Origin of the sequence: Methanoregula boonei 6A8 (assembly GCF_000017625.1) — an archaeon.
Lineage (GTDB): Archaea > Halobacteriota > Methanomicrobia > Methanomicrobiales > Methanospirillaceae > Methanoregula > Methanoregula boonei.
Genome location: NC_009712.1, coordinates 2,252,547 through 2,268,290, shown reverse-complemented (window position 1 = coordinate 2,268,290; position 15,744 = coordinate 2,252,547). Strand labels below are relative to the sequence as shown.

14 protein-coding genes are annotated in these 15,744 nt (G+C 56.2%); 5 read left to right on the top strand and 9 right to left on the bottom strand.

Annotated features, from left to right (window positions below; translation table 11 throughout):
• Positions 1-43: 43 nt before the first annotated feature.
• From cofE to glyA, 4 genes are read right to left on the bottom strand one after another with little or no spacing between them, the layout of a single operon-like run.
• A complete protein-coding gene (gene cofE, locus MBOO_RS11435; protein ID WP_012107764.1) occupies positions 44-814 on the bottom strand; it encodes a coenzyme F420-0:L-glutamate ligase in 771 nt (256 codons plus the stop codon).
• A complete protein-coding gene (gene folP, locus MBOO_RS11430; protein WP_012107763.1) occupies positions 811-1,623 on the bottom strand; it encodes a dihydropteroate synthase in 813 nt (270 codons plus the stop codon). The genes cofE and folP overlap by 4 nt, the downstream gene beginning before the upstream one ends.
• On the bottom strand, positions 1,620-2,456 hold the full coding sequence (gene folD, locus MBOO_RS11425; RefSeq protein ID WP_012107762.1) for a bifunctional methylenetetrahydrofolate dehydrogenase/methenyltetrahydrofolate cyclohydrolase FolD: 837 nt from the start codon (positions 2,454-2,456) through the stop codon (positions 1,620-1,622). The genes folP and folD overlap by 4 nt, the downstream gene beginning before the upstream one ends.
• A 46-nt stretch (positions 2,457-2,502) precedes the next feature.
• Complete coding sequence (gene glyA / locus MBOO_RS11420; RefSeq protein ID WP_048068466.1) at positions 2,503-3,744, bottom strand: serine hydroxymethyltransferase; 1,242 nt, start codon at positions 3,742-3,744, stop codon at positions 2,503-2,505.
• Positions 3,745-4,026: 282 nt separating this feature from the next.
• Here glyA and MBOO_RS11415 point away from each other — a divergent pair, with 282 nt between their 5' ends.
• From MBOO_RS11415 to MBOO_RS11405, 3 genes are read left to right on the top strand one after another with little or no spacing between them, the layout of a single operon-like run.
• On the top strand, positions 4,027-4,587 hold the full coding sequence (locus MBOO_RS11415) for a tol-pal system YbgF family protein (protein ID WP_012107760.1): 561 nt from the start codon (positions 4,027-4,029) through the stop codon (positions 4,585-4,587).
• A gap of 21 nt (positions 4,588-4,608) precedes the next feature.
• The gene (smc, locus tag MBOO_RS11410; protein ID WP_012107759.1) at positions 4,609-8,049 is read left to right on the top strand and encodes a chromosome segregation protein SMC; all 3,441 of its coding nucleotides are present in this window, start codon (positions 4,609-4,611) and stop codon (positions 8,047-8,049) included.
• A complete protein-coding gene (locus MBOO_RS11405) occupies positions 8,042-8,962 on the top strand; it encodes a segregation/condensation protein A (protein WP_083756209.1) in 921 nt (306 codons plus the stop codon). The genes smc and MBOO_RS11405 overlap by 8 nt, the downstream gene beginning before the upstream one ends.
• A gap of 40 nt (positions 8,963-9,002) precedes the next feature.
• Here MBOO_RS11405 and MBOO_RS11400 read toward each other — a convergent pair whose 3' ends face one another.
• The 4 genes from MBOO_RS11400 to MBOO_RS11385 form a co-directional block, all read right to left on the bottom strand.
• Positions 9,003-9,593 carry a DUF3159 domain-containing protein gene (locus MBOO_RS11400; RefSeq protein WP_012107757.1) on the bottom strand — a complete coding sequence of 197 codons (591 nt, stop codon included), beginning with the start codon at positions 9,591-9,593 and terminating at the stop codon, positions 9,003-9,005.
• Position 9,594: 1 nt separating this feature from the next.
• Positions 9,595-10,965, bottom strand: coding sequence for an NAD(P)H-dependent oxidoreductase (locus MBOO_RS11395; protein WP_012107756.1), 1,371 nt, complete (start codon positions 10,963-10,965; stop codon positions 9,595-9,597).
• A 17-nt stretch (positions 10,966-10,982) separates the two neighbouring features.
• On the bottom strand, positions 10,983-11,261 hold the full coding sequence (locus MBOO_RS11390) for an AbrB/MazE/SpoVT family DNA-binding domain-containing protein (RefSeq protein WP_012107755.1): 279 nt from the start codon (positions 11,259-11,261) through the stop codon (positions 10,983-10,985).
• Between the two features lie 76 nt (positions 11,262-11,337).
• Positions 11,338-12,351: a glycosyl hydrolase family 18 protein gene (locus tag MBOO_RS11385; RefSeq protein ID WP_012107753.1), complete on the bottom strand. Its 1,014-nt coding sequence runs from the start codon at positions 12,349-12,351 to the stop codon at positions 11,338-11,340.
• 276 nt (positions 12,352-12,627) lie between these two features.
• On the opposite strand from MBOO_RS11385, the gene MBOO_RS11375 reads away from it, so the two are divergent.
• Positions 12,628-13,599 carry a PEGA domain-containing protein gene (locus tag MBOO_RS11375; protein ID WP_012107751.1) on the top strand — a complete coding sequence of 324 codons (972 nt, stop codon included), beginning with the start codon at positions 12,628-12,630 and terminating at the stop codon, positions 13,597-13,599.
• A gap of 23 nt (positions 13,600-13,622) precedes the next feature.
• Here MBOO_RS11375 and MBOO_RS11370 read toward each other — a convergent pair whose 3' ends face one another.
• On the bottom strand, positions 13,623-14,150 hold the full coding sequence (locus MBOO_RS11370; protein ID WP_012107750.1) for a hypothetical protein: 528 nt from the start codon (positions 14,148-14,150) through the stop codon (positions 13,623-13,625).
• A 426-nt stretch (positions 14,151-14,576) separates the two neighbouring features.
• Between MBOO_RS11370 and MBOO_RS11365 the strand changes: the two genes are divergently transcribed.
• Positions 14,577-15,377 (top strand): DUF4013 domain-containing protein, encoded by an 801-nt coding sequence (locus tag MBOO_RS11365; protein ID WP_048068464.1) that lies wholly within the window; start codon positions 14,577-14,579, stop codon positions 15,375-15,377.
• The last annotated feature ends 367 nt before the right edge of the window (positions 15,378-15,744 follow it).

The window sequence follows — 15,744 nt, the reverse complement described above, 5'->3', positions numbered from 1 at the left end:
GGAACGAAACACCTTACGGATCCAAAAAGAAGGGCGCCGGCGGTTATCTTTGGTTGTTGCGGAAGACGCCCATGAACAGGCATTCATCCGCATCAATGGTGTCGACCCCGGTCTGATCCCCGACGGGCATCCCGAGGCCCCGGACGAGTGCAGCCGGTGTGCATTCGTCTGCTTCGCCCATCACCAGTTCGGCGGCTGAGGCAATATTATCCGCGACCGCCCTCTTGGTCACTTCCAGTTTCCTGCCGAACAGATCGCTTCTGCCCCGGTCATCGATAACCGAAGTGATCCCGGCACAACCGATGGCAACCCCGGAGCATCCGAGGCGCATGGCATGTGTGCGGCTGTCGGCGACAATGACTCCGACTCGCGTATGGCACCGGTGGGCAATCTCCTCTTTTATCCGGACGGCGCTTTGATTGGGATCTTTTGGGAGGGGTACAAGACACCCCGGTGGGGCATTTGAGGCATCCACACCGGCATTGGGGAGGAGGGTGCCCTGCTTCATGCAGAGCAAAAAGCCCGGGATACCTCCGACAATCGAATCGCTCTCTGACAGGACCACCTCAACAGTACGGGGGTCCATGTGATAGCGTTTGGCCAGCTCGTGAGCACGTGGGGTGGGTGTGACGGTATCCAGCCGGATCACATTTCCTTCCGCGGTCGCTACCGCAGTCTCGGCAAGAACGAGAATGTCGCCGTCAGCAAATCCCCCGCAGGCTGATATGGCCGCCGTTATAATCCGGTCAGTGAACGGATCGCCGGGCCGGATGATGCCGGTTGAAAGACCGGTGATGGAGAACGAGGGGTTCATGCCCTCTTCACCATCTGTTCGTACACCCGGATTATATCCCGTGTGGCTGCCACATCGTGGGTCCTGACAATTGACGCTCCTTTTTCGAGCAGTGTCATGGTGACTGCAAGGGTGCCCGGTAGCCGGTCTTCCGGTTCGCGATTCAGGAGCATCCCAATGAAGGTCTTGCGTGATACTGCTGCCAGCAAAGGATGGTCAAAACGCTGGAAGGTCTCGAACTGCCGGCAGAGTTCCCAGTCATCCGCAACCGAGCGGTGCGGTGTCCAGATGCCGATACCCGGATCGAGCACGTACTCCTTTACGCCCGATGCCTCGCACCGCTTTATCACTCCTTCGAGAGAGGCAAGGGTAGCATCTACTCCGATCGGATCGCCCGGGTTCTGGTTTGCCGCCATAACAAACGTCGGCAGGCCGGCATCTGCAACCTTCTTTGCATATGCCGGTGAGACAAAACCGCTGATATCGTTTGCCGCGTGGATCTCGTGCTTGAGACAGATGTCGAGCACGCCCGGGTGCATCGTATCCACAGACAGAGTGATCCCGCTCCCGTCCAGTTCCTTAAGGGCTGCGTCAACCCGTTCTGCCTCTTCCCTCCCGCTGATAGGCTGGGTGTTGGGGGCCGTGCTCCGGGCACCGATATCGATCATATCCGCACCCTGCTCGACCATGGCTACCGCAGTTTCGTGGACCTTGTCGATGGGGATGTACGATGCCTGGTAGAATGATTCACCGCTGCAGTTGATGACTCCCATAATGCGGGGCGGGGCATCCCCACCAATATCGAGTTTGTTGACCCGGCATGATTTCATGGCATCCTCATCGCGGCAGCGGCAAAGGTATTCTCCATGAGCGTGGCAATCGTCATCGGGCCCACGCCACCGGGAACCGGGGTGATAGCCGAAGCGACCTCTTTTACCGCTTCGAAGTCCACATCCCCCACGAGTTTCCCGTTGAGCTGATTGATACCGACATCGATGACTACCGCACCGGGTTTAACCATCTCCGGGGTGATGAAATGTGCCTTTCCCACCGCTGACACAAGGATATCCGCCTGCCTGAGCTCTGCGGGAAGGTCACGTGTCCTGCTGTGGCAGATGGTCACGGTTGCATCAGCGTTGGTGAGAAGTGCCGCCATGGGTCTCCCGACATCGATACTCCGCCCGGCAACGACCGCTCGTGCTCCGGCAACGGTGATGTGGTATTCTGCCAGAAGGTTCATGATCCCCTTGGGGGTGCAGGGGGCAAAGCGGGGTCTCCCGCTCATGAGGAGCCCAAGGCTTGTAGGATGGAATCCGTCCACATCCTTTTCCGTGTTTACTGCGGCGATCACCCGCTCCGTGTCAACCCTTTTCGGGAGCGGGAGCTGGATGAGAATACCATTGATGTCCGTATCCCGGTTCAGGCGTGTAACGGATTCGAGTACGTTCTGTGTGGTGGCATCACCGGGGATCTCTATACCCACAGAGCCGATGCCCACCCGTTCGCATGCCCGGTGCTTCATGCGCACGTACATCTGTGAAGCCGGGTCGCTCCCTACGATCACGGTGGCAAGCCGCGGGTACAGCCCGGATTCGCTGATCGTTTCCTTGAGAAGTTCGAGCCGTTTTTCCGATACCGCTTTTCCATCCAGGATGGTGACCATTGCCAAAATCCCCCTTTGTAAATAGTAAAAATGAGAAAAGGAGTTATTATACTGTCGGGTAGATCGGGAACTTCTGCGCCATTGCAGTGACTTCCCGGTTGACCTGTGCAATCAGTGTCTCGTTCTTGATATCCTTGACAACTGACGCAATCCAGTGCCCAATCTGGCGCATCTCTGCCTCTTTCATCCCCCGTGAAGTGACTGCCGGGGTGCCGACGCGAAGACCGCTTGTCACAAACGGGCTCTTGGTCTCGTTCGGGATCGTATTCTTGTTGACCGTGATGCCTGCCTTACCTAGTGCAACCTCCGCCTCAAGACCGGTCAGGTGCTGGTTGGTCAGGTCAATGAGCATGAGGTGGTTGTCGGTACCTCCAGAGACAAGCCGGATGCCGCTGTTTATCAGCGTCTCGGCAAGCACTTTAGCATTCTTCACGATCTGCTTGTTGTATTCCGTAAACGAGGGCCTGAGTGCCTCCTCGAAACAGACCGCCTTTGCACTGATAACGTTCATCAGGGGGCCACCCTGCATGCCCGGGAAGACTGCCTTGTCGATCGCCTGAGCGTATTCCTCGTTGCACATGATGGCACCGCCACGGGGGCCGCGAAGAGTCTTATGGGTTGTAGTGGTGGTGAAGTTCACGACACCGACTGATGTCGGGTGCTGTTTTGTTGCAACAAGGCCTGCGATGTGGGCGATATCTGCCATGCAGTAAGCACCGACATCATCGGCAATCTCCTGGAACGCCTTGAAGTCAATGATTCTCGGATAAGCAGAGGCGCCACAAACGATGATCTGGGGCTTTTCCTTCTTTGCCATCTCGCCGACCGCACCGTAATCAAGGGTCTCGGTCTTGGGGTCTACCCCGTACTGGGCAACCTGGTAAAACTTTCCGGTGAAACTTACCGGGGCGCCGTGAGAAAGGTGGCCGCCCTGATTGAGTTTCATGCTTAAGATCTTCTCTCCCAGTTTCATGTACGCAAAATAGACCGCCATGTTTGCCTGGGTGCCCGAGTGGGGCTGGACATTTGCATGCTGTGCGCCAAAGAGTTTTTTCAACCGGTCGCGGGCAAGGTTCTCGGCCTGATCGTGGAATTCGCAGCCGCCGTAGTATCGCTTCCCCGGGTAGCCTTCGGCGTACTTGTTGGTCATGATCGAGCCCATGGCCTCGAGCACTGCACAGCTGACAATATTCTCGGAGGCGATCAGCTCCAGCCCGTTTGTCTGGCGGAGCCGCTCCTTTTCTATGATATCTGCTATTTCTGGATCGGTTTGGGACAGATACGACATATGGTTACACATTTGTTTGGATCAGGTAATACCTTTTCTTAAGGAGTGGAGCGCGAGAAAGAGCGTGATATTTGATGTGCCGTCGTATTTCGCTGATTTTTCTCTAGGAATCTCCCGGCCCAAAAAGGCGCGTCGGGCCCGGATCTGGCGGTTATCTGGGTGGCTGCCCCTCTTTTTGGGGGAAAAAGAAGCACAAACCTTTTTTTCTCATCAGCAGATCACTACTATTATTAATAAGGAGTGCGCCGCACCAGTATATGTCAGAACATATACAGGTATCGCATGGTGCAATCCGATGCAAAGATCAGGTATCTTGAGTTCGAACTTGATGAAAAGGAGCAAATGATCAAAATGATGGAAAGTTCAGGAAGCGGTGCAGGTGAGGACCGCGTTGCCGCGCTCGAAAAGAAGGTCAACGAGATGGAAGCACTGGTCAAGGGGCTTACCCAGGAACTCCTCGACCTCAAGTCCATCGCTATGAAGATGTCCAAGCAGACCGAGGAACGCAGCCGCCAGGAACTCAAACGCGTGCAGCCCATCGTCCAGGGTGCACCGGCTGCCTCTCCCACCGGTGGCGTAGGGGCGCCTCAGGCAGCCGGCAGCACGGTAGTCTTCCGCAAGGGAGCTCGCCAGGATGCCGAGCCGGCAGCCCCGGCAGAACCTGCAATGGACATGATCATGCAGCCGGACGGTACCATGAAACTTGAGCCCCGGCGCGGTGACAAGAACTATATTGTCGCCTCTGCAGGATACGGGCGGAACAAGAAGGGGGTTTCCGCCAAGCCCAAGCAGAGCGACCTTATCTATGCTGTCGAAGAAGACAAGGATGCAGCAAAGAAGTAAGGACGACCGGGAGCCGGATCTTTGCACATCACAGAGCTCGAGATAGATAATTTCAAGTCTTTTTCAAAAAAGACAAAAATTCCCTTTTTAGAGGGTTTCACCGTCATATCCGGTCCGAACGGCTCGGGTAAGAGCAATATCATAGACTCTATCCTCTTTGTGCTTGCCCTGTCGAGTTCCCGCAACCTGCGCGCCGAGAAGCTCACCGATCTGATCAACCTCAATTCTGGGAAAAATATTGCCGAGGTAGCCATTGCTTTCTCGGATGGGACGAAGATCCGGCGCCGGATAAAAAGGACCGGGAACGGCTACTATAGCTACAACTACCTCAACGACCGGCTCTGCAAGCAGAGCGATATCGTTGACCACCTCTCAAAGTTCGGGATCATCCCGCACGGGTACAATGTCGTGATGCAGGGTGATGTGACCCGGATTATGGAGATGAGCGACTTCGAGCGGCGGAAGATTATCGACGAGATTGCCGGGGTCTCCGAATTCGATACCAAGAAACAGCAGGCCCTCTCCGAGCTCGATGTGGTCAGAGAGCGTATCGAGCGCGAGGAGCTCCTGCTCATCGAGCTCACGAAAAGGGCACACGAGCTCAAAAAAGAGCGGGAGCACGCCCTTGAGTACCAGAAGTGGCAAAAAGAGCTTGCCTTTTTCCAGGGGTGCCGGTCTGCCGCCCAGATCCATGACAAGGAGAAGGAGCGGGCAACTCTCTTATCCTCTGCCGAAGAGCAGAAGATCAGGATTTCCCGGCTTGAGGCCGACCGGAGCATTGAGGAGAACGAGCTCGCCTACCTTAAGGCTGATCTCGCAGACGTGGACGAGCTTATCAACCAGAAAAGCGGGCCAGACTACCTGAAACTGATCGCGGATCTTGAAGAAGCCAAGAGCGGGATCAAGCTTGCGGAGCAAACGATTGGCCGGCTCAAAAAGGATAAGGAGGCCAATCTCGAAGGGATCAACCGGGTCTTTGCGGATACGAAAAGGGCCGAGGCCCGGGTTGCCGAGCTTTCCGACCAGATACGGACTCTCTCCATCGACCGGACCAATATCGCCATGGAAGTGGCGACCTCAAAAGCGCAGGTCGAAAAGATCGAGACCGAGATCCGCCAGTACTCCTCGGATACGGAGGAGGCACGGCAGCAGCTCTTTGCCCTGATGGAGGAGGCGGAGGCAAAGAAAGGGGACCGTTCCGCCATCCTCCGCCAGCAGGATATCCTTATCGAAAAGAGCCGGATGCGGACGAGCGAACTCGAACGCCTGACTGTGCTCCAGAAGCAGCTTGACGAGGAGTATGCGGATAAGCAGGCGCAGCTTGCAGAGAATGAGAGGACTGTTGCCGATCTTACTGGCCGGAAAAAAGAGCTTGACCGGAATCTTTCCGAGATTGAGAGTACCCTTTTTGCCCAGCGTTCGTCCCTTGAACGGCTCCGCGGCGAGATCCGGGATGCCGAGCAGGATGCATTCCGGCTGGAGGCTGCCCAGCAGGCCCGGGGTGAGTCTGGCGGGAAGGCGATTGAAGCGGTAAAGGCCATTGAGGGTGTCCACGGCACCATCATGGAGCTGGGTCGGGCTCCCCCGGAGTACGCGACCGCCCTCAACGTTGCTGCAGGAAACAAGATTCAGTTCGTTGTCTGCGATACTGACCAGATTGCAACCGATGCGATACGGTACTTAAAAGACGAGCGGCTCGGGCGGGTTACGTTTCTCCCCTTAAACAAGCTCAAACCCCCGCAGCTGCCTCCTATAAAAGAGCCGGGTATTATTGACTATGCGGTCAACCTGCTCGACTACGATCCCGTGTACGACAAGGCCTTTGCCATTGCGCTCGGATCGACCGTGGTGGTTGATACCCTTGACCGGGCAAGGAAACTGATCGGTAAGTACCGGATGGTCACCCTTGAAGGGGAACTGCTGGAGAAGAGCGGGGCGATGACCGGCGGTTCGGCAAAGAAGCCGGCCAGGGGTTTTGGTGCTGCCGTTGACGATGAGATCATCCGGATCCGCTCGCACCTTGCCGAACTTTCCGGTGAGGCGACAACGCTTGAGGCGGCAATAAAGAGGATGACCGAGGAGGTAGACGGCAAACGGGCAACCCGGGGCGGGATCGACCAGGATTTGGCCCGGGCCGGTGCGGTCACCGAGGAATATACCCGGCGGTTTGAGGCGATCACGATCGAGAAGCAGACAATAGAGGCGGCGGTCGCCAGACAGCGGGAAGAAACCAGCACCAGCGCTGCCGAACTGTCTGTACTTGAGGGAGATCTCTTCAAGGTCACTGAAGGGATCAATGCGATAACGGCGAAAATTGACGGCATAAAGAAGAAACTTGACGATACCAACATCCCTGCCCTTACCGACCAGATGGAGAAGAAGAAAAAGGAGATCGAAGAGGCGGAACGGCGCCTCAGGAACAAGGAGGCGGACATGAACGACGCCTCCCGCGAACGCCAGCACTTCACTGCCCGTATCGGCGAACTCACCGAGGAAAGGGCACGGTTTGACGAGCGCAACAAACAGATCGATGCGGAAGTAGCTGCATCCAATGACCAGATCACCTCTCTCAAATCTGTGATTGTCGGGCTTGAAGAGAAACAGAAGCAGTTCTCCGGGGAACTTGATGAGCTGCGCAAGAAACGGGCCGGGATCTCCGACAGCATCCATGCCTCGGAAACAAAACTGATCAAGTTTGATTCCGACAAGGAGCGCTTCACTATCCAGCTATCAGCCCTTGAGGAGCGGGCAACAGCGCTCGCAAATGAGATCGCCTCCCTCAAGGCCATTGTGGGAGAAGTAAGCACCGATCTCACCCTTACCGAGATCGAGGGAAAGATTGCCGATGCCGAGCTTGCGCTCCATAAGATTGGCGCCGTCAACATGCTCGCCATCGAGGAGTACGAGAAGATAGAACGGCAGGTGCAGGAAAGAACGGAGCGCAAGGACACCCTCTCCAAGGAGCGGGAGACCTTAATCGAGCGGATCGAGAAGTACGAGCAGATGAAGTTCGAGGCGTTCATGACCGCATTCAAAGCCATTGACACGAACTTCCGTGAGATCTTTGCCCGTCTTACAAGCGGGAGCGGGAACCTGGTGCTGGAGAACGAAGAGGATCCCTTCACCGGTGGACTCACATTTGCGGTCAAGCCCCGGGACAAGAAAGTTCACCTCCTCTCGTCCCTCTCGGGAGGGGAGAAGTCGCTGACCACATTGGCGTTTATCTTCTCCATCCAGCACCACATTCCGGCCCCCTTCTACGCTTTTGACGAGGTGGATATGTCGCTTGACGGCGCGAACGTGGAACGGATTGCGGCCATGATCCAGGAACTTGCCCCCTCGTCCCAGTTTGTCATTGTCTCCCTGCGTAAGCCCATGATCGAGGCAGCACAGCGGATCATGGGCGTTACGATCCGGCCGGACAAGAGCACGCTCGTTACCGGGGTAAAGGTGAATGGCTGAGCACAAGAAGAGCTCGCGGCGGCCAAACCCGGCCCCTGATGCAGGGGGCACGGGCCGGTTGCCTGAGGCTGTTTTTCCGGAAGGGGCGCGGTCCGTGACCGTTTCCGGGGAACCCACATTATCTCCCTCCCCTGCAGAACCCCCGGTGCCGGTTGATACTCCTGCTCCCGGTGATGTCCCGGTAGCAACGGAGCCCCCTAATCTCGAAGACCCGGTCGAGATCCTTGTCGGGCTTGCCGAACGGGGCGAGATCGACCCATGGAACATCGATATCATCGAGGTTACCGATCGGTTCCTCTCTGAACTGGAGAAATGCCGGCAGCTTAATCTCCAGATCTCGGGACGCACCCTCTTTTACGCCGCAACGCTCCTGCGGATGAAATCCGAACAACTGGACATTGCCCCGGACGAGGAAGATGGCACAGGAGACGAGGGCGAGGATTTCGAGGCTGGCGAAAGCGATGATTTCGAGGATGAAGGCCGGTTTGGTCCCATCGAGCGTTTGGAACGGGAGATCCAGCGTCGGCTCGATCGAAAGAGCCTGCGGAAAAGCCCTGTCACCCTCTTTGAGCTGATCATCGAGCTCAAGAACCTGGAAAAAGAGGAGCGGAGGCGCCGTCGCATGCCCCCGGCAGATGACGACTACCTTATCGAGGCCGATGACGTGGTGAGTATCGCCCATGAAGAAGGCTACCAGGACTCGGCCCGTCAGGTGATTGAGGAGTGCCTGGCAAACGCCGACCCGGCAACCGAGATCACGCTTGCCGAGCTCTGCAGGGACCTCGGGTGGGGAATTCCCGAGGTGTACCTCCCTCTGCTTTTTTTAGCCCTTGACGGGCAGTGCGCCCTGCGGCAGGAGGAGTTCTTCGGGGATATCTATATCCACGTGGTAAAGGCGGATGAGGAGTCCTGACCAGATCCTGCGACTAAAAAAAAGCCGGCGGCAAGCCGGCTTATTGACTGCCCGGCGAAGTTCTGGCGTATTTCTTCTGAATATGAGCCGGATACCAAAAGGTGAACACGATCCCGGCGGCAAGGGTACCATAGGTAATCAGGGAGGCGGCCTGCCCTGTTGGACCCGGGAAAACCAGAGCAAGGCAATCCAGCAGGGCGTTGACCCCAAAGATACCGCTCCATACCCCGGTCATCAGGATGTTGACCTTGAGAAAGACCGGGTGTTCGTGGCGGGACGGATCTACCATCTCCCGGGCATACTGCAGGGTAAACGGGACGCCGGCCAGGATCGAGCCAAGCGCTACGGCCGCAAGCACCGCGTAGATCAGGACCCCGCTCCAGATGAGGATCCCGGTCAGGGAAAACCCGACCGTGGCGATCAGGAGTCCTCCGAACAGGACAAGGCTTATCCAGCTCAGGATCCTGCCTTTTTTAAGATCCCCAAAGCCAACCACTACCGTTACCAACGTTGACGCACTCAGTGCCAGGATCTTACTTTGGATGGAAGACCCCGCAAGGATCCCATAGACAATCAGGGGGACAAACCCGAACAGGATTCCCACCCTGCTGCCCGCTCCCGGAGAGCCCATATTAATCGTCCCTGAGCACTGGTGCAAACGGCGCAATCATATGGTGCCTGCTATCGCCGTACACTTTTTCCCGGACCGTTTTGCTCTTTGTTAAGAGCATCATGACCGCATTCGTGAGCCGGGTCTTAAGATCTGACTGTGGGAAATCGAACATCTTATGTTCGCGGTAGTACCGGTAATCTGCCTGGAAGACAAACCTCATACCCCCGTAAATATTATCCCGGAAGATCTTGTGGCCGCCGACTGCATAGAAAAGGTGTGGCGGGGTATATCCCACTTCTGCGCCCTGTACCAGCCTTCCGGCCATTGCATCGAGCAGCGCATCGAGTTCCCCGGAGGTGGCAGCCTCATCGGTCACGAACCGGGCAGTGCACCTGCCGCTGTCCGCCCACATGACAAGTGCCTCTTTTAAGCAGGGGATCTGGTTCAGGGAGCCGGCGATTGCAAAGCCGATCTGTTTCCCGCCAAGGCCGGGGGTGTGACCCTTGAAGAAACTCCGGTCAAAGAACTGTTTCCACTTCGATGAGAGGTACCGGTCGCGGACCGCGCCGGCAAAGATGAGGATATCAGCAGTGGCAAGCCGGTCCCTGTAGAAATCCACGTACCCGTCGGTATAGACACAGGTGTTGTCATAGGCGCACCGGCAGCACCCGAGGCAGGGGCCTTTGATATCGATATCGTGGAGGTTGATGACCTCGGCCTTGGCCGAGAATGCTGCGGTGAGCCGTGCAACCATTGCCGTGAGGTTGTTGGAGCTGCCGTCATCGTCCGTGAGGATGACAACCTTCTTTTTCCCGGGCTGGACTGCTGCCTGCCCGTTTCCCGGGACATAAGCAAGGGACGGCGGGACGAGCGGGGAAGTCTCGCGCTGGACCGGGATCATCTTTTCCACACCCGCGAAGGTAAGGGCTGCGAATGTTACCAGCCGCTCCCGTTCGCCGGCATCAAGGAGGTCATGCATTTCCGCGGAGTACGCACCCAGGTACTTCATCCCGAGATCGTCGCTTACTGCGTGGATGTAGTCGTGGGCGATCATATCGGCATAATGGATCGAGGTGGAGAGCGATGCAGCGTATTTCCCGGCAAAGGCATCCTGTGCCCCTCGTTCGAAAACGAGCTCGATAAACCGCTTGTACTGAGCGCAGACAAGCAGGTAGTAGAGCGGGAATGCCCAGAGGACGAGATCTGCGGACCGGATCCTGTCAAGAATGGCTGCAAAACACACGGAGTCTTTCTCAATCTTCTCTATTTCGTGCGCCACATTTACCGTTTCAAAGGAGTGCTCCGGGAATTTCTTTTTGAGGTACGCCACGTACTGCATCGTGACGCTGATATCGCCTTTGGGGCTGCCGTTGAGGACAACGATCTTCATTAAGGTCACCTCACGGATCATTCGTCGGAAGGATGGCTGGATGTCTCCAGGATCTTGCGTGCAAACTCCTGCAGGGTATCGGCCTTCACAAGGGCTATACCCCGCTCCACATCGCCAAGCACAAGAAGGATGTCCCCGGGCACGATTCCGAAGATTTCGCGGGCCTCTTTGGGGATCACGACCTGCCCCCGCTCTCCTACCTTCACGCTGCCGAAGAGGTGCTTTGTCTTCTCCTTCCTTGGAGCCACCATCTCGTCGACCAGATTCTCCTGCTGTTTTCTTTTCATATTTTTCATACTTTTCTAATTTGTTCGATTGATCATATAATTCTTTGGTCGCAGCAGGTCCCGGTGCACAAGAAGAAAAGAGAGGTTATTGTGACAGGCAGTCCGACATCCAGCCTGTCACCTGGTACGTGGGAGCCCCGTTGTCGGGCCGCATGTCGTTGTCCATCCGCCACTCAAAGAGGCCGGCAAGGTTGTGCTCTTTGACATAGGCGCACTTGGCGGCAACCGACTCCTGCGTATCCGGTCCGCCGTTCTCGGAATACCCGGCTTCGCTTTCCATGCCCCCGATCATCTTCCCATACGGAACCCCGGCTGCCGCATAGGAGTCTGCATAGGACGCAAGATCATACCCCTCGCCCGGGCCGTACGTCATAAGGTTGATCTGGTCTACGCTGTCCTGGGTGGAGGCAACGGTCTGGGCCGATTCGACTCCCGGCCAGACCGTGTACGTAAGAGTATACGGATGGCCGTGTGGATTGTTCCCTGCCGCAGCGAACGTGGCATGGCAGGTGGAAAGGAGCGTGGTGAGCTGCGGGGCGTAATCATCGATCTGGTGGCTCTCCCAATCCATATCGTAACCGTCGAGATCGTACTCTTTGAGGTAGGCAAGGACACTGTCGGCAAATTTCTGTGGATCCTGTGCGGCCAGCAGGTACTGGGGGTCCAGTTCCTTCTCGTCGAAATTGGAGGTGATGAAGATCTCTGCATCAGGGTTGTTTTCATGGCAGAGTGCCACGATGGTGTGGATTTTCTGTGCAGTTGTCTCTCTCTGTGCCAGATCATCCGCGGTACTGCCGGCAGGCAGGTCAGTCAGCATACCATCTTTGAGCGTTGCAAATGCGATGTAAATCCGGTTGACTTTCTTCCACGGGATCTGGTCCGGTGAGGCAAGTGCCGCTGTGGATGCATCATCAAAGATGTAGAAGTACGCGGCGATCACTCTGCCGCCGGTTACGGGCGCCGGTGTCGGAGTACTTGCCGCCGTCATGGTACCTTCCGCCGGGGCGGAAGGTACCTGGCTGCAGCCCATAGTGAGCAGGAATGCACAAATGAGGATCACTGCAATGGCAGATTTCCCGAGGAGGAATACTGATTTCACAAGGAGATGTATAGTCCGCCACTGCTCTTTAAACCGGCGCTGCGGAACCGGGGCCCGCAGCCGGGGGTGTTCGAGCCCTTACTTCTCAAAGAATTCAGCTACATCCCCGAGCGGTATCGGGATGGGGAGATCCTGCGATAACTTCCCCTCGCATTCCCCGCATTGCGTAAAGGGAGAGGTGCCCTCTAGGTGATCCGCATTGGATTTTTTGGAGAAAAAGTATAGATCCTTTTTCATACTAAAAGGAAAAGAATAGTTGCTAGGGAGGAACCTTCCATGACGACAAATAAGGTAAAAATTCTGATTCTCTGCGCTGTTATCCTGGCGATGCTTGTCCCGGCCGCCCTGGCCGATAACACGATTGGCGGTGCCGAAGGCTGGTACCAGGTAAACTGCAATGTTGATGGTGCGACAGTGTATTTCGACAACCAGTACATGGGCACCATAACCGGCGGTTCGCTGACCGTCCCGGTCTATTCGACCGGCACACCTTACCAGACCTTCTCGGTGAGCGCAAGCGGGTATACGACCTATACCGGCCAGATCACCGCGTATCCTTCGAAAGGGGGAACGGTAAATCTTTATGCGACCTTAACTGCGGTTGTCCCGACCACGACTGCCTCCGTCATTGGCGGGGCCCAGGGCTGGTACCAGGTGTACTGCAATGTCAACGGTGCTTCCGTGTATTTTAACGGCCAGTACATGGGCGTCATAAGCGGTGGCTCGCTCACGGTCCCGGTCTACGCGACCGGTACACCCTATACCACCTATTCAGTGAGCGAAAGCGGGTATACCACTTATACCGGGCAGATCACAGGTTATCCCTCAAAAGGGGAGACCGTTGACCTCTATGCGACCTTAAACGCCGCTGTCCCGACAACGACGGCGGCACCTATTGGCGGCGGACAGGGCTGGTACAAGGTTAACTGCAATGTGGACGGTGCGCAGGTTACGTTTGACAACCAGATCATGGGTACTATCAGCCAGGGCTCGCTCACGGTCCCGGTGTACGTCACCGGCACACCTTACCAGACCTACTCGGTATCTGCCCCGGGTTATGTCACGTACACCTCGACCCTTACGCAGTTCCCTACCGTCGGCCAGACCGTGGCCCTCTATGCCACCTTAAACCCCCAGGCCACTACGGTTCCGACCACAACCTATGCACCGCTGACGCCCGGGCTTGCAGGTGCTGCGATCCTGATTGCGGGCCTTGGGTTTGTATTCTCCCGCAGAAAGGACAATTAAATCCTTTTTTCCATCGGCAGGCTCTACGGGGCCGGTTCGGGTCTTTGCTCTTCGGTTCCCAGTGTCACATCTGCCCAGGCAGCAACCTTCTTCCGGATCGCTTCATCCCTATAGGAAGATACTGTGATGCGGTTCCGGGCAAGGCTGACAAAATAGATCCCGTCGTTTGGGTCATTGCATTTCAGGATTGCCGAATAGAGGTCCACATCCTTCCGGTGCCGGATCTTTCCCCGGTGGGCGGAGATGTTTGCCACATTCGAGATCATGGCAGCGACCCCGGTCTCATACCCTTCCACGGAGTCGTAGACCTCAGAGCTGGTCCCGATACGTTTTCCCGCAGGGTTCGTGTACGCAAACTTCGCAGTGTACATCTCACGGACAACCGTAACCGGAGGATAATTCTTCCTTATGGAGAAGTAAGGGGTGCAACCGAGCGGGTTTGACCGGACAAGCTTCCTGACAAGAGAATCAAAGGTGGCAATATCGGGGATAGGGTGTTTTAAGGTCCGGCTGGCGCTCTTGGATCCGGGTCGGGGGATAAAGACCGGCATATACCGCGGTACTTTTTTTGGGATACTAAAAAGCCTTGGTGGTCGTGTGGGGGGTCACATGGTGCAAAACTGTTTTTGGCCGGCCTGTAGCTCGCTGCCGCCCTGCCTCTTAAAAACGCAGGATTAAGGACGTGAAAAAGGGAACTATTTGTACGTTCTCCTGAGTTTTTGAGAAACAGACCCGAGCTCAAAAACAAAAATGGATCGTGTGATCCCCTACACAGGAATCGCATTTTGTCCAGGTAAGGAGGACAAAATATCCCTTTTTTCAGAAGAAAATTCCGATACCCCTCAGTCAGAAACTGCACCGTTTCCCTTATAGGGGGTCACGCATACCAAAAGTGTTTTCTGGGTGATCCGGGGCAAGTGTCAGCCAGCCCGGGCCCTCCCGCTATTATTATCATCTGTCGCCCGGCATCGTATACTATGGATTACGGAGCTATTGTCTCAGAGGCGGTCGGATACACAAAAACCGCCCTGGTAAAAAACCCGGTCACGTGGCTTATCTTCATCATCTGCAGCCTGCCGTTTGCCTTGGTCAGGTTTGTGTGCGATCCGAAAACCCTCGTTACCGGGACGCATGTCCACTGGGAACTTATCCCGTGGCCCCAGATCATCCTGCTCTGCCTTGCCGGGCTGGTTCTCGGGATCCTCCTTACGGGGTACATCGTCCGGATCTACCGGGGGATAACACCTCCCCCCTCATTTAATGCGTGGGGCACGCTCTTCCTTGACGGGCTTAAACTGGTGATCGTTGAGATCCTTTGGTTTGTCCCGGCCATCGTAGTTGTTACCGCAGCCCTGGCCCTGCTCATTATGGGGTCAGTCTCTGGCACTATCCATGGGAATCCAATGATAAGTGCCGCCATGATCCTCCTTCTTATCGGGATTATTATCCTGGTGATCACCATCCTGTATGCGATCCTTGGCAGCGTGCGTTTTGCCCGTACCGGGAGCATCAGGGAGGGGATCCGGTTCTCCGCGATCACCACCACCATCCAGGCAATCGGCTGGGGCACGTACATCCTCGCGCTCATTATCGTGCTGGTCCTTGTCATCCTTTTCAGCCTGGTAATCTCCCTGTTCGGCCTCATCCCGCTTGTCGGGTGGGTGATCGTGCTTGTCCTCAATCCGCTCGTCCAGGTATTCATGGCGCGGTACATCAGCCGGGTCTATGACCACAGCGTCCCGGAGGCCGAAGCACCAGCGCCGGCTCCGGAATCGTAAATCCTTTTTTTCCGGGTACCGTGTCTGGTACAGGCCCGTCCTTTCATATATTCGGCTATGTGACGAGATGGGGAAGACGCCCGGATCCGGGGATAAGGGCCGGCGGGCACCGTTCGCGCTCCCCAGGTTATTTCTCTGGTAACCGGCAATACGGGTTTTTGTTGCTCTTACAGCGCGGGGGAGGCCTGAGTACGGGAATTATCCGCGCGATGGTTCCCTGCCCGGGGGTCAGAACATACCGGCCCTGAGGGAAATATGTAAAATACAGGGATTATTTCGGAAAAAACCCCTTTTTTGAGGAGTTCTTGGGAAACGTCACGCAGGCATTCTGGCTCCTATGCGTGGGTATTGGTCGGAATCATCAGGA